Here is a 19,058-nt window from a genome sequence, read left to right as displayed (position 1 = left end):
CAACTACTCCCCGAGGGTGGTCGAACGGGACGGGGACTGATCGGTGGTCGCGTTCAGCATCTTGACGACTGCTTCCGCAACGTCAGGCGCGCTCCTCGGATTCTGTCCCGTGATCAACCGCCCGTCCTCGACGACGTGCGACCTGAACGGCACCTTGGACTTGCTGTATCTCCCGCCGCGCCTCTGAAGCTCCTCCTCGAGGCTGAACGGCACGGCGTCATTGCGCCTGGCGGCGACCTCCTCGGTCCAGGAGTACCCCGTCACCTGCTTGCCGTCCACGAGCGCCCCGCCGCTGCCCAGCTGCACGTCAAGCAAGCCACAGGGTCCGTGACACACCGCGGAGACGACCCTGCCCGCGTCGTAGAACCGTGCCACCAGCTCCGCGAGCGGCGAATCGCGGAAGTCGAACATGACGCCGTGACCGCCAGTCAGATAGATGGCGTCGTACTGAGCGGCGTCCACATCCGCGACGGCGGTGGTCGCGTCGAGGAGGCGCATGAAGTCCGGGTCTTCGTATCGCTTGGCCAACTGGCCCTTCACTCCCACGGCACTGCCCATCTCCGTGAGCAGCAGACTCTCCGGGTCCAGCGGGACCTTGCCGCCGGACGGGCTGGCGATGTCCATCGCGAACCCCGCATCCTCGACGACATCCCAGAAGTGGGTGAGCTCACTGAGCCACAACCCCGTCCGGAAACCCACCCTCTCGAACCGATGAGCGTTCGTCGCAACAATCAGAACCCGCCGCGAGCCAGCCATGGGGCAACGCTAGGAGCGGACCCGCCGACCGTCGACGGGGGTTGCGGTTCCGTTCGACCCGACTCGCGCTCCTTGCAGACTCGCCCCAGGAGTCCTCGACGGCCCGCGACAGAGAGGGGCCCGGACCGGCGGTCTTCCGCAGAGCCGGGCCTCTGACCAGGCCTGCCGCCAGGTGCCGGCGGACGCCATCGACTAGAAGTTGATCAAGTAGGCCAGTTGCCGAAGACCGTTGGAATTCCGCCGATTCTGCTGCTCTCGGCTTCACCTCGTGCCACCTGCGTGCCGCTCTGGACGCCAGAACGCCTCGCCAGGGCCGCACTCCACAGGCTAGCGAGTAGCTGTTGCGATGCAGCGCGGAAGCGCCCGGCGCCAGCCGACGAGACTGGACACTTCCCCGCAACTCCCGCTGCCACCGAGCCCACGCCGTGGGAATTCGTTCCGCACTACTGCGCTGCAGTCTCAGCGTCGAACGAGACCGATGCAGGGTGAATTCACCCGCAAGACGTGTCCTTCCGCCGAAGTCACCGTCCGTGGCGATAGCCTCCCCGCATGGCAGTGGCCGACGACGCTCTCGTCAAGGAAGCACTAGTTGCTCTCAACCTCGTCGACAAGGGGTCCATTGGCGCCGTCGGCGGCCAGAAAGCTGTGCGCCTGGTCGAGCGGGACGGAACTGAGTGCGTCCTCAAGGTAGTCGCTGTCGACTTCGCTACGGACGAGACTCTCAAGAGGGCCGAGCGCGAAGTGGATCTCCTCGCAAGCCTCGAATGCCCCAACGTCGTGCACGTCGAGTCGACCTTGATCGAGCTCGGCGACCCTGTACACGGCGCGGCATGGCTTGAGGAGTACCTCGACGGCGAAGATCTCGGAGCGATCCTCGCTAGGCGAGTTCCTTGGGCCTGGACGGATGTGCGAGAGATGGCGCGCCAGGTCGCCGTGGGGTTGGCCGCGGGTCACGAAAAGGCAGTGATCCATCGGGACTTGAGCGCCAACAACGTACGGAGGCTCACAAACGGCACGTACAAGGTGCTTGATTTCGGATTCGCGCGGCATACCCTCAGGTCTGGCCTCACAGTCGCCGGACAACCCGGCACGCCGGGTTATCTGACTCCCGAGCACCTCAATAGTTACAGCGGCGGTCCGATGCCCATGTCGGACATCTTCCAGGTCGGAATCCTTATGTATACCGCCCTGACCGGCACCTCGCCGTATCCCTACCACGGAAATGATCTTGAGTACTTCGATCGCCTTCGAAGCGGCTCCCTCCAACCGCTCGCAACGCTCCGTCCCGACCTCACCCAGGAGCAAGCTTCCCTGGTGATGCGCACGCTCCACCCCCAGCCAGCGCGCAGGTACCTCAACGGTGCCGCTCTTCGCGACGCACTTCTTGCCACGCCATGACCGCGTACGTCGAAGACAGCCCAAGACCATTCCAGGTCGGCTGGATCACTGATGCCGCCGCGGCGGGTTACGCCGCTGGGGCGGTTATCTCTCCCTGGGCCTCGCCCTACAGGCATCGCGGCGGTTCCGGCAACAAGCCGGGACTGGGACCGCGATCGCAAGAGTTCCGGTCTGCTGGCATCCCCTACTGGTTCGACCCCGCTACCCATGTCCTTCAAATGACAGGGGTCGGAGACCTTCGCTACTACTCCGAGTACCCACTCTGGGGCGGACCGGTCGGGGACCTCTCGCAAGCGGCCTATCGTGACGAGCATGTGCGCCGCGTCTATAGGCTCCAAGATGAAATTGGTGCACCCCACCTAGCGCCTACCCCGCTGCTTCCGTCAGGCCTCAACAACCTGAGCGCAATTGCACTCGACACCGCGCGATTCGCCGTGGAACGCGACCCCGCGGCCACTTTGACCATCGCCGGAACCGGCAGTTTCTGGAGCGACGGCACCGACCTCGACGCTCATGTCGGAGCGCTCGCCGCGCTGACTCCGGGTGGCTGGCTCATTTCGTTTGTCCAGCCCGACAACGACCCGCCGCCAAGTGTCACACCAAACGAGGTATTTGGGCGCTGTCGCACAGTGCGCGCACTGAGCGAATACAGCCCAGTTCACATATCACACGGAGATTTCGCTGCGTTGCCGGCAGTTGCTGCGGGAGCGACATCCGTAGGGAGCGGCTGGGACAAGCGGCAGCGGGTGATGGCCTACGCCGACTACGCCGCTCGGACCACCGGAAACGGCATTGCTAGTTGGTACGAGCGACCCACGGTCGCTGGCCTACTCGGTACACTCAGCAAGCGCGACGGTCAACTCTTGGGCCAGCAAGACCCGGCACTTGCTGCCCGTCTCGGCGGGCTTCCCGCAGCGCCCGGCCCAAGGGCCTCGTTCCTCCACCACATCAGTGCCGTAAGTGGCGCAGTGCTTGCTGTTGCGTCGGGCCGAAGCTACGAGGATCGATTTCGAATTCTCGATGGGATGTACTCTAATGCCCGCGCGGGGTGGGCGGCCGTGTCTTCATCAAGCGGCATTCGCGATCGGTCCGCGGAATGGATCGATCCTCTGCAAGAAGGGCTACGCATGTACGCCCGGAGCGAGGGCTGGCGCTTCTAACCCACAACGCGACGCGTTGGCGAACATCTCCCAGGCCTGAAGCTTCCGGTGAGCACTTAAACGGCCGATACGCGGGCGAAGGATCCATTCGCCATCAACGACGAGACCACCGCGGTCGCGCGTCACTTCGTCCGTCAATTGGCCAAGTGCGCGCTCCGCGACCTTAGCCATGACAAGGACGTACGCATCTGCCCATACGCGATACGTTCGCACCTGTCGGAGCCCGGACCGCCAGTCGTCCACCTTCGCTTCGACAGCGTATAGCCTTCCGCGGGCTGAGAGTTCGGCTGGTCGCACAAAGCGTCCAGGAGTCGGCTCCAATAGAGAACCCCGGAGAACCAGGCCGCGAAGCCGGCCTGCGATGGTGCTCAGCGGCCAGTTCAAGGATTGAGCCATGCTCGCGGCCGTTCGCGGCCTCTGCACGTGGGCGACAGAGAGAATTCCTGCATCGATTTCATTGGTCGTCGCGGGTACGCTAAGCCGCTGGCGCCGAATGAGATCCCCTGCGTCGCCTATGAACGCTGTGAAGTCAGGTATACCTATCGGACCCGAGAACTCCGGGATTACAACAAGCCCCCGCGCTGCACCTGGAAGGCTGTGGCACGCAGCCGTGGCTGCTGCGTGTAGTGCGCGCTCTTGAACCGGCTCGAACCGACGTCCAGGGCGTGGTGAGGATGTCTCAATCTGCACCACTAGTGACATCGACACCCTCCTCCTACGACTGCCGACTCTAGTGCATGCAACCGACGCGAACCTCCGACCCTGCGGTTACGTGCGGACGAAACCCACCTGCCGCGACTTGCCAGAGGTGTAACGGATGGCGGCCTGGCGGTCGCCGCGGTGGTCGCTGAGAATCGGGGTGCGCCCGGCGACGCCGGACCACACTGGTGCGGGCGAGCCCGTAGACGGTGTATGGCGCGAGGTCCTCGGGTGCCGGTGGATTGTCGCTACGAGCACGCGGGTCTGTGTCCTGGCAGAGGGCCTTCCGGGCGGCGCCGGCCGCGGTGGTCGCGGCCGGCCGGCCGAAGGGAGGCCGGTCATGGAAGTGCTGTTCGAACGCGTCGCCGGGCTGGACGTGGGCAAGGCGACGGTCACGGTCTGCGTGCGCACCCCCGCCCCCCGGAGGCCGGCGGGCCAGCGAGACGCGCACCTTCCGCACCACGGCCGGGGCGCTGCGGGTCATGCGCGCATGGCTGGTCGAGGCCGGGGTCACGATCGCGGCGATGGAGTCGACCTCGACCTACTGGAAGCCGCCGTTCTACTGCCTCGAGGAGGTCATGGAGGTCTGGCTGCTCAACTCCGCCCACATGAAGGCGGTGCCGGGGCGCAAGAGCGACGTGCGCGACGCGGAGTGGATCGCCCAGCTGCGCGAGCACGGGCTGCTGACCGCCTCGTTCGTCCCGCCCCCACCGATCCGGCAGCTGCGGATGCTGACCCGCTACGGATGCAGCTGATGGGCGACCGCACCCGCGAGGCCACCCGCCTGGAGCTGATGCTCGAGGATGCCTCGATCAAGCTGTCCTCGGTCGCCTCGTCCCTGACCACCGTCTCCGCCCGGGCCATGCTGCGGGCGATGATCGCCGGGCAACGCGATCCGCTCGTGCTGGCCGAGATGGCCAAGACCCGCATGCGCACCAAGATCCCCGAGCTCGCCCAGGCGCTGGACGGCCACTTCGAGGCCCACCACGCCGTCCTGGCCGCCGCGATCCTGGACCGCCTGGAGCTGGTCGAACACGCCCTGGCCGACCTCGACCAGGCCATCGCCACCGCCTGCGCCCCATGGGCCCACCAGCTTCAGTTGCTGCAGACCATCCCCGGAGTGGGCGCCAAGGCCGCCCAGGTGATCATCGCCGAGACCGGCGCGGACATGTCCCGCTTCCCCTCGGCCGCCCACTTGGCCGCCTGGGCCGGCCTGGCCCCGGGGATCTCCGAGTCCGCCGGCCGGCGCGCCCCGACCGGCAAACGCCACGGCAACAAGTGGCTCACCTCCGCCCTGGTCGAGGCCGCCGCCGCCACCGGCCGCATGCACGGGCGCAACCACCTCGCCGCCCAGCACGACCGCCTCGCCCGCCGCCGCGGGGCCGGCCGCGCCCAGATCGCCGTGGCCCACTCCATCCTGGTCAGCGCCTACTACATGCTCGCCCGCGACGAGCCCTACCAAGACCTCGGCCCGGACTGGCACACCCGCCGCAACACCGAGGCCCACACCCGCCGACTGGTCGCCCAGCTCGAACACCTCGGCCACACCGTCCACCTCGAACCCGCCGCCTAACCCACCGCCCGCAACAACACGTCGGGCCCCGCCCGACGCACACGCGCGCGCGCCCTCGCACAGGTCATTCACGGCTCTGTGGCATCCCAGTCGCGGTACTCGGAGGGCCGCATCCGGGGGCTCGTCGAGGGCCATCGCCGCCGCTCCCCCCGCCGAGTGAGGCTACTCACCCTCGGTCGGTCGTGCTCGGTGTCGGACACTCCGTGCCCTTCGTGGCGCGGGGGTGCCGGCCGCGTCCTCGCTCAGGCCGTGGCCGTGCAACTGATAGCGCTTGAACTGGTCAGCGAGCCAGTAGAGGAGGGCGCACTTCTCCTCGTCGGCGGGGGTCTCCGGCGTGCCGTAGAGGTAGGCGGGGCCGGAGCCGCGGCGGCGGGCCCGGCGATGACGATGACCAGCGCCAACCTGCTACTCGACGGCCACGGTGTACCTGAGCCGGCTTCCCGAGCTCACTACTGAGCGCCTCAACCGACCCGCATCACCAGTGCCCCTGCCCTACGCGGCGGGATCACAGAGGTCCGCTCGTACGGGATACGCAACTACCAAGCCATGCCCGCTCCCGCGGCGGCAGGCACAGCCCAACACGACGGGGCGGTCCTAGCGGCCGAGTCGATTACGGGAGCGCCCCCACTGCGCCGAGGGCTCGCCGGCGCCAGAGGCACGGTGGAAGGTCTGCCACCATTCGACGGTGACTTCGAACGTTCGCGGATCCCGGTGGCTCGACCGAGTGACGAGCAAGCAGGCGATTGCCGCCACATGCGTTGTGGGCCTCGTTTGCATCGGCGCCTCGTTCCTGACCCCCTGGATCGCGTCTCATCCGGGAACCGCACCCGTGTGGCTTGGGGAGTGGATCGAATCTGCGCTTCTGGGGCTCGGCACGACGATCCTGCTGGTCGCGCCGATCGAATTCGTCGCGTCCCGGCTGCAGCAACGGGTCGACGATGTGGAGGAGGCCACCACTGGGGCATTGCGCACCACATTCGAGGATCTCGATACACGGGTCGAGGGCTTGAAGGATCTTAGCGATCTGAGCGACCGGGTAGACGAAAGACTGGCTTCTGAGCGCGCCGACAAGAAGGAACTGTTCGAATCAATCGCAACTGACGCACCGACCATGGAGACGCTCAGTGCGGCGATCGAAGCGGCCCTACGTTCAAACTTAATCGACGCCGCGGGCGTACGCGTAACAGCGGGACCCGAAATTTCGGAGAGATTCAGATTCGAGTGGAACACGAAGCTGGTGGTCACACTCGAATCGGCGGACGGCAAACCGATCAAGTCATGGGCCCACGAGAGTATGGATTTAGTCGCGCTCTTCACAGACGCCGCACGGTGCCTTGAGCCGCTCAACGTATGGGGTAAACCTGACCCCGCGTATGCACTCACACGCCTGTCTGAAACCCTGCTCTTCGCTCTCAAGCATCCCCTAGCCCGGCCCACTGTGGAGTACATTCCTACGCAATGGGCCATAACGTCGACATACCTCGTTGCGCCTTCACACGCCTACACGATCAGGCACGATAGGACCGACCGGCGTTGGATGGAAACCCATGTCAAGCAGAAGCCATGGATCGACCATGACTCGTTCGATGAGGCCAGCGCAATCGCTCTAGGCTTGTTCCCCCTAGCGGAGGACCAGCACAAATATCATTTCTGAAATGGCGGCCACACGACTCTCACGTTAGGGGCTACCCAGCCCAAGTTCAGAGACTGCGCACCCCAACGGTAAAGAGCATGCAGATACAGACGCAGTCCCCACACCGCGGCTAAGAACCAAGCGCCTTGCGGCTCAGTCCTTCAGCGGGTCGTGTCCCCAGTTCATCAGGGAGTAGCGCCACCTCGTGTCCTTAACGTCGCCGTCCGGGCGCTGGGCGAGGTGCCGGTGGACGTACCCCACCACCTTGCGCATGTGCGCTTCGTCGTCGTCGGTCAGGTCGCCCTTCTTCTTGCGCAGCAGCTCCACGATCCGCCGGCCGGACTCGTGGCCGACCGACTCGCCGCCGTCGGACTGGCCCACCGACTTCGACTCGTCGGCGTCCAGCCACCGCTCCAGCTCGCTCGCCGTCATGTTGACGGCCTCGTCGAATTCGTCGCTCACTTCTCGTCCTTCAGCGCGGACGGCTTGTGCACCGCGTCCTTGCCGCTCTTGTCGCTGCGCACGCGGTACTGCGGATCGTCCTTCGACGCCCGGACCGTCCGGCCCGCTGCCTCGGTGTCCTCGGTGATCTCTTCGACCACCTCGCCGTGCACCGTCTGCCCGTGGCTGGACCACGTGACCTCGTCGCCCTTGCTGAACTTCACGTCATCACCCATGAAGCGAGCCTGTGCCGTCCCGCTGAGCCTCGCACGGCAGTCGAAAACGAGCGCGTGCGGTCTTGCTCGCAGGGCGACCGCGCGGCCGTCTCGTGACGGCCTAGGTCCTGGTACCGGGACCACGTCGCCTTATCGGAGGGGCCACACAGACCGACGGCTGCTCGAGCGTGGGCACCTCGCCCCGCTGGCGTCCGCGGCGCAGTACGGCTGCCCCAAGTGACGAACCTGCCGGAGAGGACCAGCGCAGATCGACGACCTCAGCAGCCGCGTCTCTGCTCGCGACCCCGGAACGCCGAGTCGATGGCCAAGTTGCCCACGGCAGACGGCTCTCGCCTGCGGCCCCGTCGACGAGATCAAGTGGGGTACAACGCCAACGGAGGTAACGTGACGTTGGCGTCTCCAGGCGACCACCAGCGGCCATGCCGACCGCGTCGTGCTGCACGCGCAGGGCGGTATCTGGGTGCGAGGGTCGAGAAGTGCGGCCGCTGGCGTCTCTTGCATCCCCGCGTCTGCTGGCCTGTCGCCCTCCACGCGGAGACGTGTGCCGGAGCGCCCGCAGCTTGACCGGCGCGGGACGTCCGGCGTCAGATCCAGGTGGACCAGACGCTGGCCACGCCGCCAGCGACAAGTCCCACACCTACCCACACGAGGTCGCCCTTGATCCCAGAGAGCGCTGTGCTCCAGATCTGGTCTTTGGCCGTGAGGGTCGCGAACGCCACGGAGCCGTACGTATCCATCTGGATCCCCTCGTCGGCACGCATTCGCGCGTAGCGCTGGCGGATCTCTGCCCGGCTCTGTTGATCGCTGTAAGGCACAACACTGCGCTCCATCTCCTCCTGACGCATGAGTTGAAGGCCTCGGGACAGCTGGGTATTCACCTCGCGAGCGCTCGTCCGGGCATGTCGGAAGGCGCTGAGCAATCCCCCTGCCGGCATAACGAAGCCGAGAACTGCAAGGAAAGTGATCCAGATTCGGGGGTCATCCACGGCAGCATCTTGGCAGCAGGTGGAGACCCTTTCGGTAGCCATGTCTCTACCTCTGGTCGTGCCCGTCGTGCCACCCGCGTGCCATAGCGGATGGGTTCTCCGGGCCCCTCCTGCCCCTAGGTGTCCTCAGCACCCCGAGACAGAAAGAGGCCCGGACCTGCGGTTTTCCGCCGATCCGGGCCTCTGACCAGGTCTGCCGGCGAGTGCCGGCAGAGCCATCAACTCAGAAGTTGATCATGTGCCCCGCGATGCCGTGGATGGCCTCCTGGATGGCCTCCGACAGCGTCGGGTGGGTGTGCACGTTGCGGGCGACCTCGTCGGCCGTGAGGTCCCACTTCGCGGCGAGCGTCAGCTCGGGCAGCATCTCCGAGACGTCCGGGCCGATCATGTGGGCGCCGAGCAGCTCGTTGTACTTGGCGTCCGCGACGATCTTGACGAAGCCGACCGGCTCGCCCAGGCCGTGCGCCTTGCCGTTGGCCATGAACGGGAACGAGGCGACCTTGACGTCGTAGCCCTCGTCCTTGGCCTGCTGCTCGGTGAGGCCGAACGACGCGACCTGCGGGAGGCAGAACGTGGCGCGCGGCATCATGCGGTAGTCGCCGAGCGTCATGGTCTCGGCGCCGGCGATGGTCTCGGCGGCGACGACGCCCTGCGCCTCGGCCACGTGGGCCAGCATGAGCTTGGCGGTCACGTCGCCGATGGCGTAGATGCCCGGCACGTTGGTGCGCATGTGGTCGTCGATCGCGATCGCGCCGCGCTCGGTGAGCTGCACGCCGGTGTTCTCGAGGCCGTAGTCCTCGACGTTCGGGGCGAACCCGACGGCCATGAGCACCTTGTCGACGGTGAGCTCGCCCGGCTTGTCGTCCTTGACGCCCTTGTAGGAGACGGTCACCGAGGTGCCGTCGTCCTTGACGGTCTGGACGGCCGTGGAGGTGAGGAGCTTGATGCCGAGCTTCTTGTACTGCTTGGCGATCTCCTTGGAGACGTCGGCGTCCTCGTTCGGCAGCGCCCGGTCGAGGAACTCGATGATGGTGACGTCCACGCCGTAGTTCTTCATGACGTAGCCGAACTCCATGCCGATGGCGCCGGCGCCCACGATGGCGATCGACTTCGGCAGGTCGCGCGTCATGATCTGCTTCTCGTAGGTCACGACGTTGTCGCTCAGCTCGACACCCGGCAGCAGGCGCACCTTCGAGCCCGTGGCGATGATGACGTTGTCGAACGTGACCGTCTCGGTCTCGCCCGAGTTGAGCTTCACCTCGATGGTCTTGGCGTCCTTGAAGGTGCCGCGACCGTCGTACTCGGTGATCTTGTTCTTCTTCATGAGGAAGTGGACGCCCTTGGTGCGGCCGTCCGCGACCTCGCGCGAGCGGTCCCACGCCTTGCCGAAGTCGAACGTCACGTCACCCGACATGCCGAACAGGTCGGCCTGCTGGGTGAAGATCTGCGCCAGCTCCGCGTTGCGCAGCAGGGCCTTGGAGGGGATGCAGCCCACGTTGAGGCAGACACCACCCCAGTACTTCTCCTCGATGATGGCGACGGACTTGCCGAGCTGCGCAGCTCGGATGGCGGCGACGTAGCCGCCGGGGCCGGCTCCGAGGAGGACGACGTCATAGTGGGAAGCCATGGCGCCCAGCCTATTCGGATCGCAAGGTCGCCGTGGCGTGAGGTGCGTCTCTCGCGGTCAGCCCGTCAGCACAGCGCGCCAGCGCAGCAGGTCAGCGCAGCAGGTCAGCGCAGCAGGTCAGCGCAGCGCGTCGCGCAGGCGCAGCACCGTGCGCCAGGTGCGCGACGAGATGCCCGTCCCGTAGACCTTCTCCAGCCACGACATCACGTCGACCGCCCGGCCCGTGGTGTCGGTGACGCTGAAGACCGCGCCGTGCGCCGCGCCGAGGAGGCGGAAGGCCGCTCCGTCGGGCGCCGCCGCCGGCGGCTCGGCCGCCCGCGACGGGTCCTTGAGGAACGTCACCAGCAGGTACGACGCCGGCCCGTGCTCCAGGCCGGCGAACGGGTCCGCCGCGACGAGCCGCTCGACCTCCGCGCGGCTGCGCACGATCGACGTGCTGGCGAAGCCCAGCTGCTCGGGCCACGCTGCCTCGAGCCGCTCCTCGATGTCGGCGGCCTCGGCGTCGGCGTCGAACACGAGGTTGCCGCTGGAGATCACCGTCCGCACGTCCCGCAGCCCCACGCCCTCGGCGACGCGCCGCAGGTTGGCGTTGCGCATGGCGGGGTTCGACGGCGCGATGCCGCGCAGCAGGCCGACGTAGCGCGTCACGTCTCCCCCTCAGCCCCCGACGGTGGCGACGAGCGCGACGACGAACAGCGCGGCCGAGACGGCGCCGCCGGCCGTGCGCACGTGGTTCCACGCCGTCCACCCCGGCCGGTACGCCCACCACGCCCGCGCGAGCGCCTCGTCCTGGCGGGGCGCGGCGTCCAGGGCGTTGTTGCGCGGCACGTTCGCCGCGGAGGTCACGCCGACGACGCTCGCCAGGTAGACGGCCGCGCCGGCCACCGCCCACCACGCGCCGCCCGCGCCGTCGACGACGGTCACCACCGCGACGACGACGGCGAGCACCGCGGTCCCGAACAGCACGACCATCAGCGGCGGCCGCAGCGCGGTGACGTTGATCGACCGCATCGCCCGGGCGGCCTCCGGCGCCGGCAGCAGGTCGAGCCCCTGCATCACGAAGCCCGAGAACGCGAAGAAGACCCCGCTCACGACCCCTGCGCCGAGGGCGGTGACGGCGAGCAGGACGACGGCGGTGGCCTCCATGGGCGCCAGTATCGCCGCACGTCACGTGCCCGCGGAACCCCTCGGGCACGAGCGGGGGAACTCGTGTCGGCGGCGGCTCGTATCGTCGGTGGGGCCCGACGACGAAGGGACGGACGATGCGGTTCGGATTCGTGGGGAGCTACGGCACCCCGGAGCAGCAGGTGCGGCTGGCGCGCGAGGCGGAGGAGCACGGCTGGGACGGCTTCTTCAGCTGGGACGGCGTGAGCCTCGACGAGGGGGGCTTCGACGCCCACCCGACGTGGGACCCGTTCGCGCTGCTGGCCGCGGCGGCGGCGGTGACCGAGCGGATCACCCTGGGCGCGGTGGTGTTCGCGGTCCCGCGGCGCCGACCGTGGGAGCTGGCCCAGCAGGTCCTGACCGTCGACCACCTGTCCGGCGGCCGGCTCGTGCTGCCCGTCGGGGTGGGCGTGCCGACCGACCGGGCGTTCACCTCGGTGCCCGGCCAGCCGGTCGCGCTGCGCGAGCGCGCGCGGCTGCTGGACGAGGTGCTGGGCTGGCTGGAGCGGTCCTGGTCGGGCGAGGAGTTCGACTACGACGGCGAGCTGGTCACCACGGGCCCGTTCCGGTTCCCGGTGCCGCCGGTGCGCGGGCGCGTCCCGGTGTGGCCCGTGGGGGTGTGGGACGCCGAGCGCCCGCCGCTGCGCAGCCTGGAGCGCGCCCTGCGCTGGGACGGCATCGTCCCGCAGGTGCGCGGCGAGTCGCCCGAGGACGCCGAGGCCGACGCGCTCGCGATCCGCGACCTCGCCGCATGGATCGCCGAGCGCCGCGGCCCCGACGCCGGGCCGTTCGAGATCGCGTTCCAGGGCCGCCTGGACGAGGACCCGCAGAAGGCCGCGGCGCAGGCGCGCGAGCTCGCCGACGCCGGGGCCACGTGGTGGCTCGAGTCGTGGTGGGACCCGACGACGGTGACGCCCGAGGTGCTGCTGGAGAAGGTGCGCCAGGGGCCGCCGCGCCTGTGAGCCCGGACGCGCCGGGGCCCGACACTCGCAGCGGTGGGACGTCTCAGGCCGTGCGCTCCACCGGGCGGGCCGGCTCGACGGGCACGGACGGCAGGTGCTTGGCGGGCAGCGTCCTGGGCCGCCACGCCTCGCGCTGCGCCTCGAAGGCGGAGATCTCGTCCTCGCGCTGCAGCGTGAGGCCGATGTCGTCCAGGCCCTCCATGAGGCGCCAGCGGGTGTAGTCGTCGATCTGGAAGGGCACCGTGACGTCGTCGGCGTGGACGGTGCGCGCCTCGAGGTCGACGGTCACCTCGGTGCCCGGCTTGGTCTCGAGGATCTTCCAGAGCAGCTCGATGTCCTCCTGGGCGACGACGCCGGCCACGAGGCCCTGCTTGCCCGAGTTGCCGCGGAAGATGTCCGCGAACCGGGAGGCGAGCACGACCTTGAACCCGTAGTCCTTGAGCGCCCACACGGCGTGCTCGCGCGACGAGCCGGTGCCGAAGTCGGGGCCGGCGACGAGCACGGACCCGGCGCGGTAGGCGTCCTGGTTGAGCACGAACGACGGGTCGCCGCGCCAGGCGGCGAACAGCGCGTCCTCGAACCCGGTGCGGGTGATCCGCTTGAGGTAGACGGCGGGGATGATCTGGTCGGTGTCGACGTTGCTGCGGCGCAGCGGCACCCCGACGCCCGTGTGGCTGATGAACTTCTCCATGGCGATGACTCCTCGGGCGGGGGCGGTCAGACGAGCGACGGGGCGGCCAGCGGCGACAGCGGCGAGCCGTCGAACGTCGTGAGGTCGACGTCGGCGGGCAGGTCCAGGTCGGCGACCGAGGACAGCGTGCCGCGCACTGCCGTGGCCGCGGCGACCAGCGGCGAGACCAGGTGGGTGCGCCCGCCCTTGCCCTGGCGGCCCTCGAAGTTGCGGTTCGACGTCGAGGCCGACCGCTCTCCCGGCGCGAGCTGGTCGGGGTTCATGCCCAGGCACATCGAGCACCCGGCGTTGCGCCACTCGGCGCCGAACTCCTTGAAGATCACGTCCAGGCCCTCGGCCTCGGCCTGCAGGCGCACGCGGGCCGACGACGGCACGACGAGCACGCGGACGTTCTCGGCCTTCCTGCGGCCCTGCAGCACCTTGGCCACCGAGCGCAGGTCCTCGATGCGCCCGTTGGTGCACGAGCCGATGAACACGGTGTCCACCGCGATCTCGCGCAACGGCGTGCCCGGCTCCAGGCCCATGTACTCGATGGCGCGCTCGGCGGCGGTGCGCTCGTTCTCGTCGGCGATCTGCTCCGGCACGGGCACGCTCGCGGACAGCGGCAGGCCCTGGCCCGGGTTGGTGCCCCACGTGACGAACGGCTCCAGGTCGGCCGCCTCGAGCACGACCTCGGCGTCGAACACGGCGTCGTCGTCGCTGCGCAGCGTCTTCCAGTACTCCACCGCGGCGTCCCAGTCGGCGCCCTCGGGCGCGTGCGGGCGGCCCTTGAGGTACTCGAACGTGGTCTCGTCCGGCGCGATCATGCCGGCGCGCGCGCCGGCCTCGATCGACATGTTGCAGATCGTCATCCGCGCCTCCATCGACAGGGAGCGGATGGCCTCGCCGCGGTACTCGAGCACGTAGCCCTGCCCGCCGCCGGTGCCGATCTTGGCGATGATCGCCAGGATGATGTCCTTGCTCGTCGTGCCGGGCGGCAGCTGCCCGTTGACGGTGATCGCCATCGTCTTGAACGGCGCGAGCGGCAGCGTCTGGGTGGCCAGCACGTGCTCCACCTCGGAGGTGCCGATGCCGAACGCCAGGGCGCCGAAGGCACCGTGGGTCGAGGTGTGCGAGTCGCCGCAGACGACGGTGAGACCGGGCATCGTCAGGCCCAGCTGCGGTCCCACCTGGTGGACGATCCCCTGGTCGGAGTCGCCCAGGGAGTGCAGGCGGATGCCGAACTCCTTGGCGTTGGCGCGCAGCGTGTCGATCTGCGTACGGCTCGTGAGGTCCGCGATCGGCAGGTCGATGTCGAGCGTCGGGGTGTTGTGGTCCTCGGTCGCGATCGTGAGGTCGGGGCGGCGCACCGGCCGCCCGGCCAGCCGCAGGCCCTCGAAGGCCTGCGGGCTCGTGACCTCGTGCAGCAGGTGGAGATCGATGTAGAGGAGGTCCGGTTCGCCGTTGGAACCACGGCGCACCAGGTGCGCCTGCCAGACCTTCTCCGCCAGCGTGCCGGCCATGTGCTCGTCTCCTTCTCGGGGTTCGATGCCGCCGACTTGCAATCTCAGCACCTGAGACGGCAATATCGACTTATGGACGATACTAGCGGAGTCGGCGTGCTGGACAAGGCCGCGTCCGTGCTGGGCGCGCTCGAGGCCGGGCCCGCCACGCTGGCGCAGCTCGTGGCCTCGACGGGCCTTGCTCGACCGACCGCGCACCGCCTCGCCGTGGCGCTCGAGCACCACCGCCTGGTCGCGCGCGACATGCAGGGCCGGTTCATCCTCGGACCGCGCCTCAACGAGCTCGCCACGGCGGCGGGCGAGGACCGCCTGCTCGCGGCGGCCAACCCGGTGCTGATCGCGCTGCGCGACCACACCGGCGAGAGCGCTCAGCTCTACCGCCGCCAGGGCGACCACCGCGTCTGCGTCGCGGCCGCCGAGCGGCCGGTCGGCCTGCGCGACTCGATCCCGGTGGGCGCGACGCTCACCATGCACGCCGGCTCGGCCGCCCAGGTGCTGCTCGCCTGGGAGGAGCCGGACCGCCTGCACCGCGGCCTGCGCGAGGCCGTCTTCACCGCCACGATCCTGTCCGGCGTCCGACGCCGCGGCTGGGCGCAGTCGGTGTCCGAGCGCGAGCTCGGCGTCGCCAGCGTGTCGGCCCCGGTGCGCGGGCCGTCGGGCAAGGTCGTCGCCGCGGTGTCGGTGTCCGGGCCGGTGGAGCGCCTCACGCGCCAGCCGGGCCGCCTGCACTCCGCGGCCGTCGTCGCGGCCGCCAACCGCCTCACCGAGGTCCTGCGCCGCGCCGGGGAATGACCCCGGCCGCCGCCCCGTCGCTCACTACAGTGCGGGTCGGGCGCACCGCAGCCGTGCGCCCGGCTCGACCACCCCGCTCGCCGATCTCGAGAGGACCCGATGCGCAGGCTCAGGACCGTCGTCGTCTGGCTCGTCGTGATCTTCCTGATCTACGCCGTGGTGACGAGCCCGGACCGCGCGGCGGACATCCTCGAGGCGGCGTGGGACGTGATCACCACCGCGTTCGGGCGCCTGGTGGACCTCGTCGGGGGCCTGTTCGGCTGACCGGCGGGCCGGCCGGCCCCTCGGCGCACCCTCGCGCCGCCCCGACCCATCCCGGAGAACGACGAAGGCCCGGTCCGTTCGGACCGGGCCTCCTGCCTGTACCCCCAGCGGGATTTGAACCCGCGTTACCGCCGTGAGAGGGCGGCGTCCTAGGCCGCTAGACGATAGGGGCTAGAACTGTGGCTCCGAAGAGCCGGTGCGTCGCCGCCCGTCGCCGGTGCGGCTGCTGCGTACCCCCAGCGGGATTTGAACCCGCGTTACCGCCGTGAGAGGGCGGCGTCCTAGGCCACTAGACGATAGGGGCGTGACGTCGGTCCGTCGCCGGACCGTGCCGTGAGAACTCTAGCCGATGCCGGCCGGTGCTCAGCGCTGGGGTACCAGGACTCGAACCTAGACTAAGTGAACCAGAATCACTCGTGCTGCCAATTACACCATACCCCATGGTGGTGGACCTTTCGGGACAAATCCGACGCTTTCAGGGCGCCGTCCCGAACGGGCCAACGGCAGAGAACATTACCCGACGATGGGCCGTGGTTCCAAAGCCGCGCAGGTGAGCGCAGCGTGGCCTTCGACACGTCCTCTGCGCGGACGCTGCCATGATCGACGCATGCGTCCCGACCCGGCCTCCCACGCCGACCGCGCCGCCTCCTTCGGGCAGGAGGCGGAGCTCTACGCCGCCGCGCGCCCGTCGTACCCGGACGCGGTGGTCGCCGCCCTGCTGCCGGCCCCCCGCCGGGTGCTCGACCTCGCCGCCGGGACCGGGAAGATGACCGCGCTGCTGGTGGCGCACGGCCACGACGTGGTGGCCGTCGACCACTCCCCCGGCATGCTCGACCGGCTCACGGCGGCGCTGCCGGGCGTCGAGGCGCACGTGGCGCCCGCCGAGGCGCTGCCGCTGCCCGAGGCGTCGGTGGACGCCGTCGTGGTCGCCCAGGCGTGGCACTGGTTCGACGAGCCCGCCGCGGGCGCCGAGATCGCGCGCGTGCTGCGGCCCGGCGGCGTCCTCGGTGTCGTGTGGAACCTCTGGGACGAGTCCGTGGACTGGGTCGCGCGGTTCGCGGCGATCGTCCGCCACGGCGACGTGCTGGGCGGCACCAAGCACACGCCGCGGCCGGGGCCCGCCTTCGGCCCGCCGGAGCTGACCACCACCCGCTGGGACGACACCGTGACGCCCGCCGGCCTGCGCGCGCTGGCGGCGTCGCGCAGCCACGTGCTCACGCTGCCCGAGGCGGACCGGGCGGCCCTGCTGGACCGCGTCGACGCCCTCGCCCGCACGCACCCGGACCTGGCCGGCCGCACCGAGGTGCCGCTGCCCTACGCCACGGACTGCTGGCGCTTCACGAGGCGCTGAGGCCCGCGCGCCCGCCCGTGGCGATGTCGGCCAGCCGGCGCGCGGCGGGCGACAGCGCGGCGCCGTCCCGCCACACCATCCGCAGCCGCCGCCGCAGGTCCAGCCCCACCACCGGCACCCGCACCAGCGCGCCCCGCGCGACGTCGTCGGCCACCGCCAGCGCGGAGACCACCGCCACCGCGCCGCCGTGCGCGACCGCCGCCTTGACGGCGGCCGTCGAGCCGAGCGTCGGCAGGTGCTCCGGGAGCGCGACGCCGGCCGCGGCGAGCGCCCGCGCCAGCACGTCGCGCGTGCCGGACCCCTCCTCGCGCACCACCAGCCCGCCGTCGACGAGCGCCGCCGCCCCGACGGACCGGCGGCGCGCCCAGGGGTGCGTCGGCGCCACCACGACGACGAGCTCGTCGTCGGCGAGCACGCGGCTGCGCAGGCCGCGCCGCACGCCCGGGCCCTCGACGAAGCCGAGGTCGGCGTCCTCGCGCAGCAGCGCCGCCATGACGTCGCGGGAGTTGCGCACGGCGAGCTCGACGTCGGCGGCCACGCCGCGGCCGGGGTCGTCGGCCAGCGCGGCGAGCCAGCGCGGGGCGAGGTACTCCGCCACGGTCAGGCTCGCCGCGACGCGCAGCCGCTCGCGCGCGCCGGACCCCAGGGCGGTGACGGCGTCCTCGAAGCGGTCGGACGCGGCGACCACCTCGCCGGCCCACGCGGCGACCGCGGCACCCGCCGCCGTGAGCCGGGCGCCGCGCGGCGTGCGCGCCAGCAGGGCCAGCCCGAGGCGGCGCTCCAGCGCGCGCAGGCCGTTCGAGGCGGTGGGCTGGCTGATGCCGAGCGCCCGCGCGGCGGCGCTGATCGACCCGTGCGCCTGGGTCGCCACCAGCAGCTCCAGCAGCGCCAGGGACGCGCGCTCCCCGCGCTGCCGTTCGGTCGCCATAGCCCGATGCTATGGGCCCATCGGCGAGGCGGGGTTCTGGGCCGGCGGTGCGGGAGGCAGGGTGGGGGCGTGCCCCTCCTGCCCGGACTGCTCCTGTGCGCCGCCGCCACCGCGGCGCTGCTCGCGCTCGCCCCGCTGACGCCCACCGTCTCGCCGCTCGTGCTCGCCCTGGTGCTCGGCGCACTGGTCGGCACGGTCGCCGGCGCGGCCGCCCGCCGCTCCCCCGCCGCCGGGCGCCGCTGGGCGGCAACGGCGCCCGGCACCGCCGTCGTGGCCAGGCGGGTGCTGCGCGTGGGCGTCGTGCTGCTGGGCCTGCGCCTGTCCCTGCCGGACGTGCTGGCGCTGGGCTGGCGCGGGCTGGCGGTCGTCGCCGGGACGCTGGCGGTGACCTTCGCCGGCACGCTGCTGCTCGGCCGCCGCGTGGGCACCACCCGCGAGGAGTCCCTGCTCGTCGCCACGGGCTTCGCCGTCTGCGGCGCGGCGGCCGTGTCCGCCATGACGGGCGTGCTGGAGCGGGCCCGGCCCGGCGAGACGCCGCAGGAGCGGGCCGAGCGGGAGCGCGGGCTGCGCGACGCCGTCGCCGCCGCCCTCGCGCTGGTCACCGCGTACGGCACGCTGGCGATCGTGGTGCTCCCGCCGCTGGCCCGGCTGCTGGGGCTCGGCGACGAGCGCGCCGGGCTGTGGGTCGGCGCCAGCGTCCAGGAGGTCGCCCAGGTCGTGGCCGCGGCGGGCGCGGTGTCGACGACGGCGCTCGCCACCGCCACCGTGGCCAAGCTGGCGCGGGTGGTGCTGCTGGCGCCCCTCGTGGCCGGCGTCGGCGCGGTGCGCGGCCGGCGCGAGGCGCGGCTGCGGGCCCGGACGCCGGCCGCCGGGCTGGCGGCCGCCCGCCCCCGCC

General features: G+C 70.4%; 19 protein-coding genes and 3 tRNA genes. 9 read left to right on the top strand and 13 right to left on the bottom strand.

Annotated elements, in window-relative coordinates; all coding sequences use genetic code 11:
- Positions 1-3: 3 nt before the first annotated feature.
- On the bottom strand, positions 4-756 hold the full coding sequence (locus tag GSF02_RS09480) for a type 1 glutamine amidotransferase domain-containing protein (protein WP_159795133.1): 753 nt from the start codon (positions 754-756) through the stop codon (positions 4-6).
- A gap of 549 nt (positions 757-1,305) precedes the next feature.
- On the opposite strand from GSF02_RS09480, the gene GSF02_RS09475 reads away from it, so the two are divergent.
- From GSF02_RS09475 to GSF02_RS09465, 4 genes are all read left to right on the top strand, one after another.
- The gene (locus tag GSF02_RS09475; RefSeq protein WP_159795130.1) at positions 1,306-2,154 is read left to right on the top strand and encodes a serine/threonine-protein kinase; all 849 of its coding nucleotides are present in this window, start codon (positions 1,306-1,308) and stop codon (positions 2,152-2,154) included.
- 2,068 nt (positions 2,155-4,222) lie between these two features.
- Positions 4,223-4,768, top strand: a complete 546-nt coding sequence (locus tag GSF02_RS19020) for an IS110 family transposase (protein ID WP_328799014.1) — start codon at positions 4,223-4,225, stop codon at positions 4,766-4,768.
- Positions 4,768-5,586 (top strand): transposase, encoded by an 819-nt coding sequence (locus tag GSF02_RS09470; RefSeq protein ID WP_201308862.1) that lies wholly within the window; start codon positions 4,768-4,770, stop codon positions 5,584-5,586. The genes GSF02_RS19020 and GSF02_RS09470 overlap by 1 nt, the downstream gene beginning before the upstream one ends.
- Positions 5,587-6,271: 685 nt before the next feature.
- A complete protein-coding gene (locus GSF02_RS09465; RefSeq protein ID WP_159795128.1) occupies positions 6,272-7,240 on the top strand; it encodes a hypothetical protein in 969 nt (322 codons plus the stop codon).
- A gap of 132 nt (positions 7,241-7,372) precedes the next feature.
- Here the strand turns inward: GSF02_RS09465 and GSF02_RS09460 are convergent, their stop codons facing one another.
- The 6 genes from GSF02_RS09460 to GSF02_RS09435 form a co-directional block, all read right to left on the bottom strand.
- Positions 7,373-7,681 carry a DUF3140 domain-containing protein gene (locus tag GSF02_RS09460; RefSeq protein WP_159795125.1) on the bottom strand — a complete coding sequence of 103 codons (309 nt, stop codon included), beginning with the start codon at positions 7,679-7,681 and terminating at the stop codon, positions 7,373-7,375.
- Positions 7,678-7,896, bottom strand: a complete 219-nt coding sequence (locus tag GSF02_RS09455) for a hypervirulence associated TUDOR domain-containing protein (RefSeq protein WP_159795122.1) — start codon at positions 7,894-7,896, stop codon at positions 7,678-7,680. Before GSF02_RS09455 ends, GSF02_RS09460 begins: the two co-directional genes overlap by 4 nt.
- A 584-nt stretch (positions 7,897-8,480) precedes the next feature.
- Complete coding sequence (locus GSF02_RS09450) at positions 8,481-8,882, bottom strand: hypothetical protein (protein WP_159795119.1); 402 nt, start codon at positions 8,880-8,882, stop codon at positions 8,481-8,483.
- 223 nt (positions 8,883-9,105) lie between these two features.
- On the bottom strand, positions 9,106-10,509 hold the full coding sequence (gene lpdA / locus GSF02_RS09445) for a dihydrolipoyl dehydrogenase (RefSeq protein WP_159795116.1): 1,404 nt from the start codon (positions 10,507-10,509) through the stop codon (positions 9,106-9,108).
- A 117-nt stretch (positions 10,510-10,626) separates the two neighbouring features.
- Positions 10,627-11,157, bottom strand: coding sequence for a DUF1697 domain-containing protein (locus GSF02_RS09440; protein ID WP_159795113.1), 531 nt, complete (start codon positions 11,155-11,157; stop codon positions 10,627-10,629).
- Positions 11,158-11,166: 9 nt separating this feature from the next.
- Entirely contained in the window at positions 11,167-11,655 is a 489-nt protein-coding gene (locus GSF02_RS09435; RefSeq protein WP_159795111.1) for an anthrone oxygenase family protein, read from the bottom strand.
- A gap of 116 nt (positions 11,656-11,771) precedes the next feature.
- On the opposite strand from GSF02_RS09435, the gene GSF02_RS09430 reads away from it, so the two are divergent.
- Positions 11,772-12,635 (top strand): LLM class flavin-dependent oxidoreductase, encoded by an 864-nt coding sequence (locus tag GSF02_RS09430; protein ID WP_159795109.1) that lies wholly within the window; start codon positions 11,772-11,774, stop codon positions 12,633-12,635.
- 43 nt (positions 12,636-12,678) lie between these two features.
- Here the strand turns inward: GSF02_RS09430 and leuD are convergent, their stop codons facing one another.
- Both leuD and leuC read right to left on the bottom strand, forming a co-directional pair.
- Positions 12,679-13,326, bottom strand: a complete 648-nt coding sequence (gene leuD, locus GSF02_RS09425; RefSeq protein WP_159795107.1) for a 3-isopropylmalate dehydratase small subunit — start codon at positions 13,324-13,326, stop codon at positions 12,679-12,681.
- A gap of 26 nt (positions 13,327-13,352) precedes the next feature.
- Positions 13,353-14,828 carry a 3-isopropylmalate dehydratase large subunit gene (leuC, locus tag GSF02_RS09420; protein ID WP_159795105.1) on the bottom strand — a complete coding sequence of 492 codons (1,476 nt, stop codon included), beginning with the start codon at positions 14,826-14,828 and terminating at the stop codon, positions 13,353-13,355.
- A gap of 72 nt (positions 14,829-14,900) precedes the next feature.
- On the opposite strand from leuC, the gene GSF02_RS09415 reads away from it, so the two are divergent.
- Both GSF02_RS09415 and GSF02_RS18595 read left to right on the top strand, forming a co-directional pair.
- A complete protein-coding gene (locus GSF02_RS09415; RefSeq protein WP_069982023.1) occupies positions 14,901-15,620 on the top strand; it encodes an IclR family transcriptional regulator in 720 nt (239 codons plus the stop codon).
- Between the two features lie 99 nt (positions 15,621-15,719).
- Complete coding sequence (locus GSF02_RS18595) at positions 15,720-15,884, top strand: hypothetical protein (protein ID WP_201308861.1); 165 nt, start codon at positions 15,720-15,722, stop codon at positions 15,882-15,884.
- 99 nt (positions 15,885-15,983) lie between these two features.
- Here the strand turns inward: GSF02_RS18595 and GSF02_RS09410 are convergent.
- From GSF02_RS09410 to GSF02_RS09400, 3 genes are all read right to left on the bottom strand, one after another.
- Positions 15,984-16,056, bottom strand: a tRNA-Glu gene (locus tag GSF02_RS09410).
- Positions 16,057-16,115: 59 nt separating this feature from the next.
- A tRNA-Glu gene (locus GSF02_RS09405) sits at positions 16,116-16,188 on the bottom strand.
- A gap of 65 nt (positions 16,189-16,253) precedes the next feature.
- Positions 16,254-16,325 (bottom strand) — tRNA-Gln (locus GSF02_RS09400).
- Between the two features lie 166 nt (positions 16,326-16,491).
- On the opposite strand from GSF02_RS09400, the gene GSF02_RS09395 reads away from it, so the two are divergent.
- On the top strand, positions 16,492-17,235 hold the full coding sequence (locus tag GSF02_RS09395) for a class I SAM-dependent methyltransferase (RefSeq protein ID WP_159795103.1): 744 nt from the start codon (positions 16,492-16,494) through the stop codon (positions 17,233-17,235).
- On the opposite strand, the gene GSF02_RS09390 is transcribed toward GSF02_RS09395, so the two are convergent.
- On the bottom strand, positions 17,222-18,163 hold the full coding sequence (locus GSF02_RS09390) for a LysR family transcriptional regulator (protein WP_159795101.1): 942 nt from the start codon (positions 18,161-18,163) through the stop codon (positions 17,222-17,224). The two genes, GSF02_RS09395 and GSF02_RS09390, sit on opposite strands and share 14 nt — an antisense overlap.
- A gap of 69 nt (positions 18,164-18,232) precedes the next feature.
- Here GSF02_RS09390 and GSF02_RS09385 point away from each other — a divergent pair.
- The coding region (locus GSF02_RS09385) for a putative sulfate exporter family transporter (RefSeq protein ID WP_159795099.1) at positions 18,233-19,058 on the top strand (826 nt) is incomplete at its 3' end.

This window comes from Puerhibacterium puerhi (assembly GCF_009846865.1).
In the GTDB taxonomy this organism is placed as follows: domain Bacteria; phylum Actinomycetota; class Actinomycetes; order Actinomycetales; family Cellulomonadaceae; genus Puerhibacterium; species Puerhibacterium puerhi.
The sequence above is the reverse complement of the archived record's forward strand: the minus strand, read 5'-3'. Positions and strand labels throughout refer to the sequence as shown.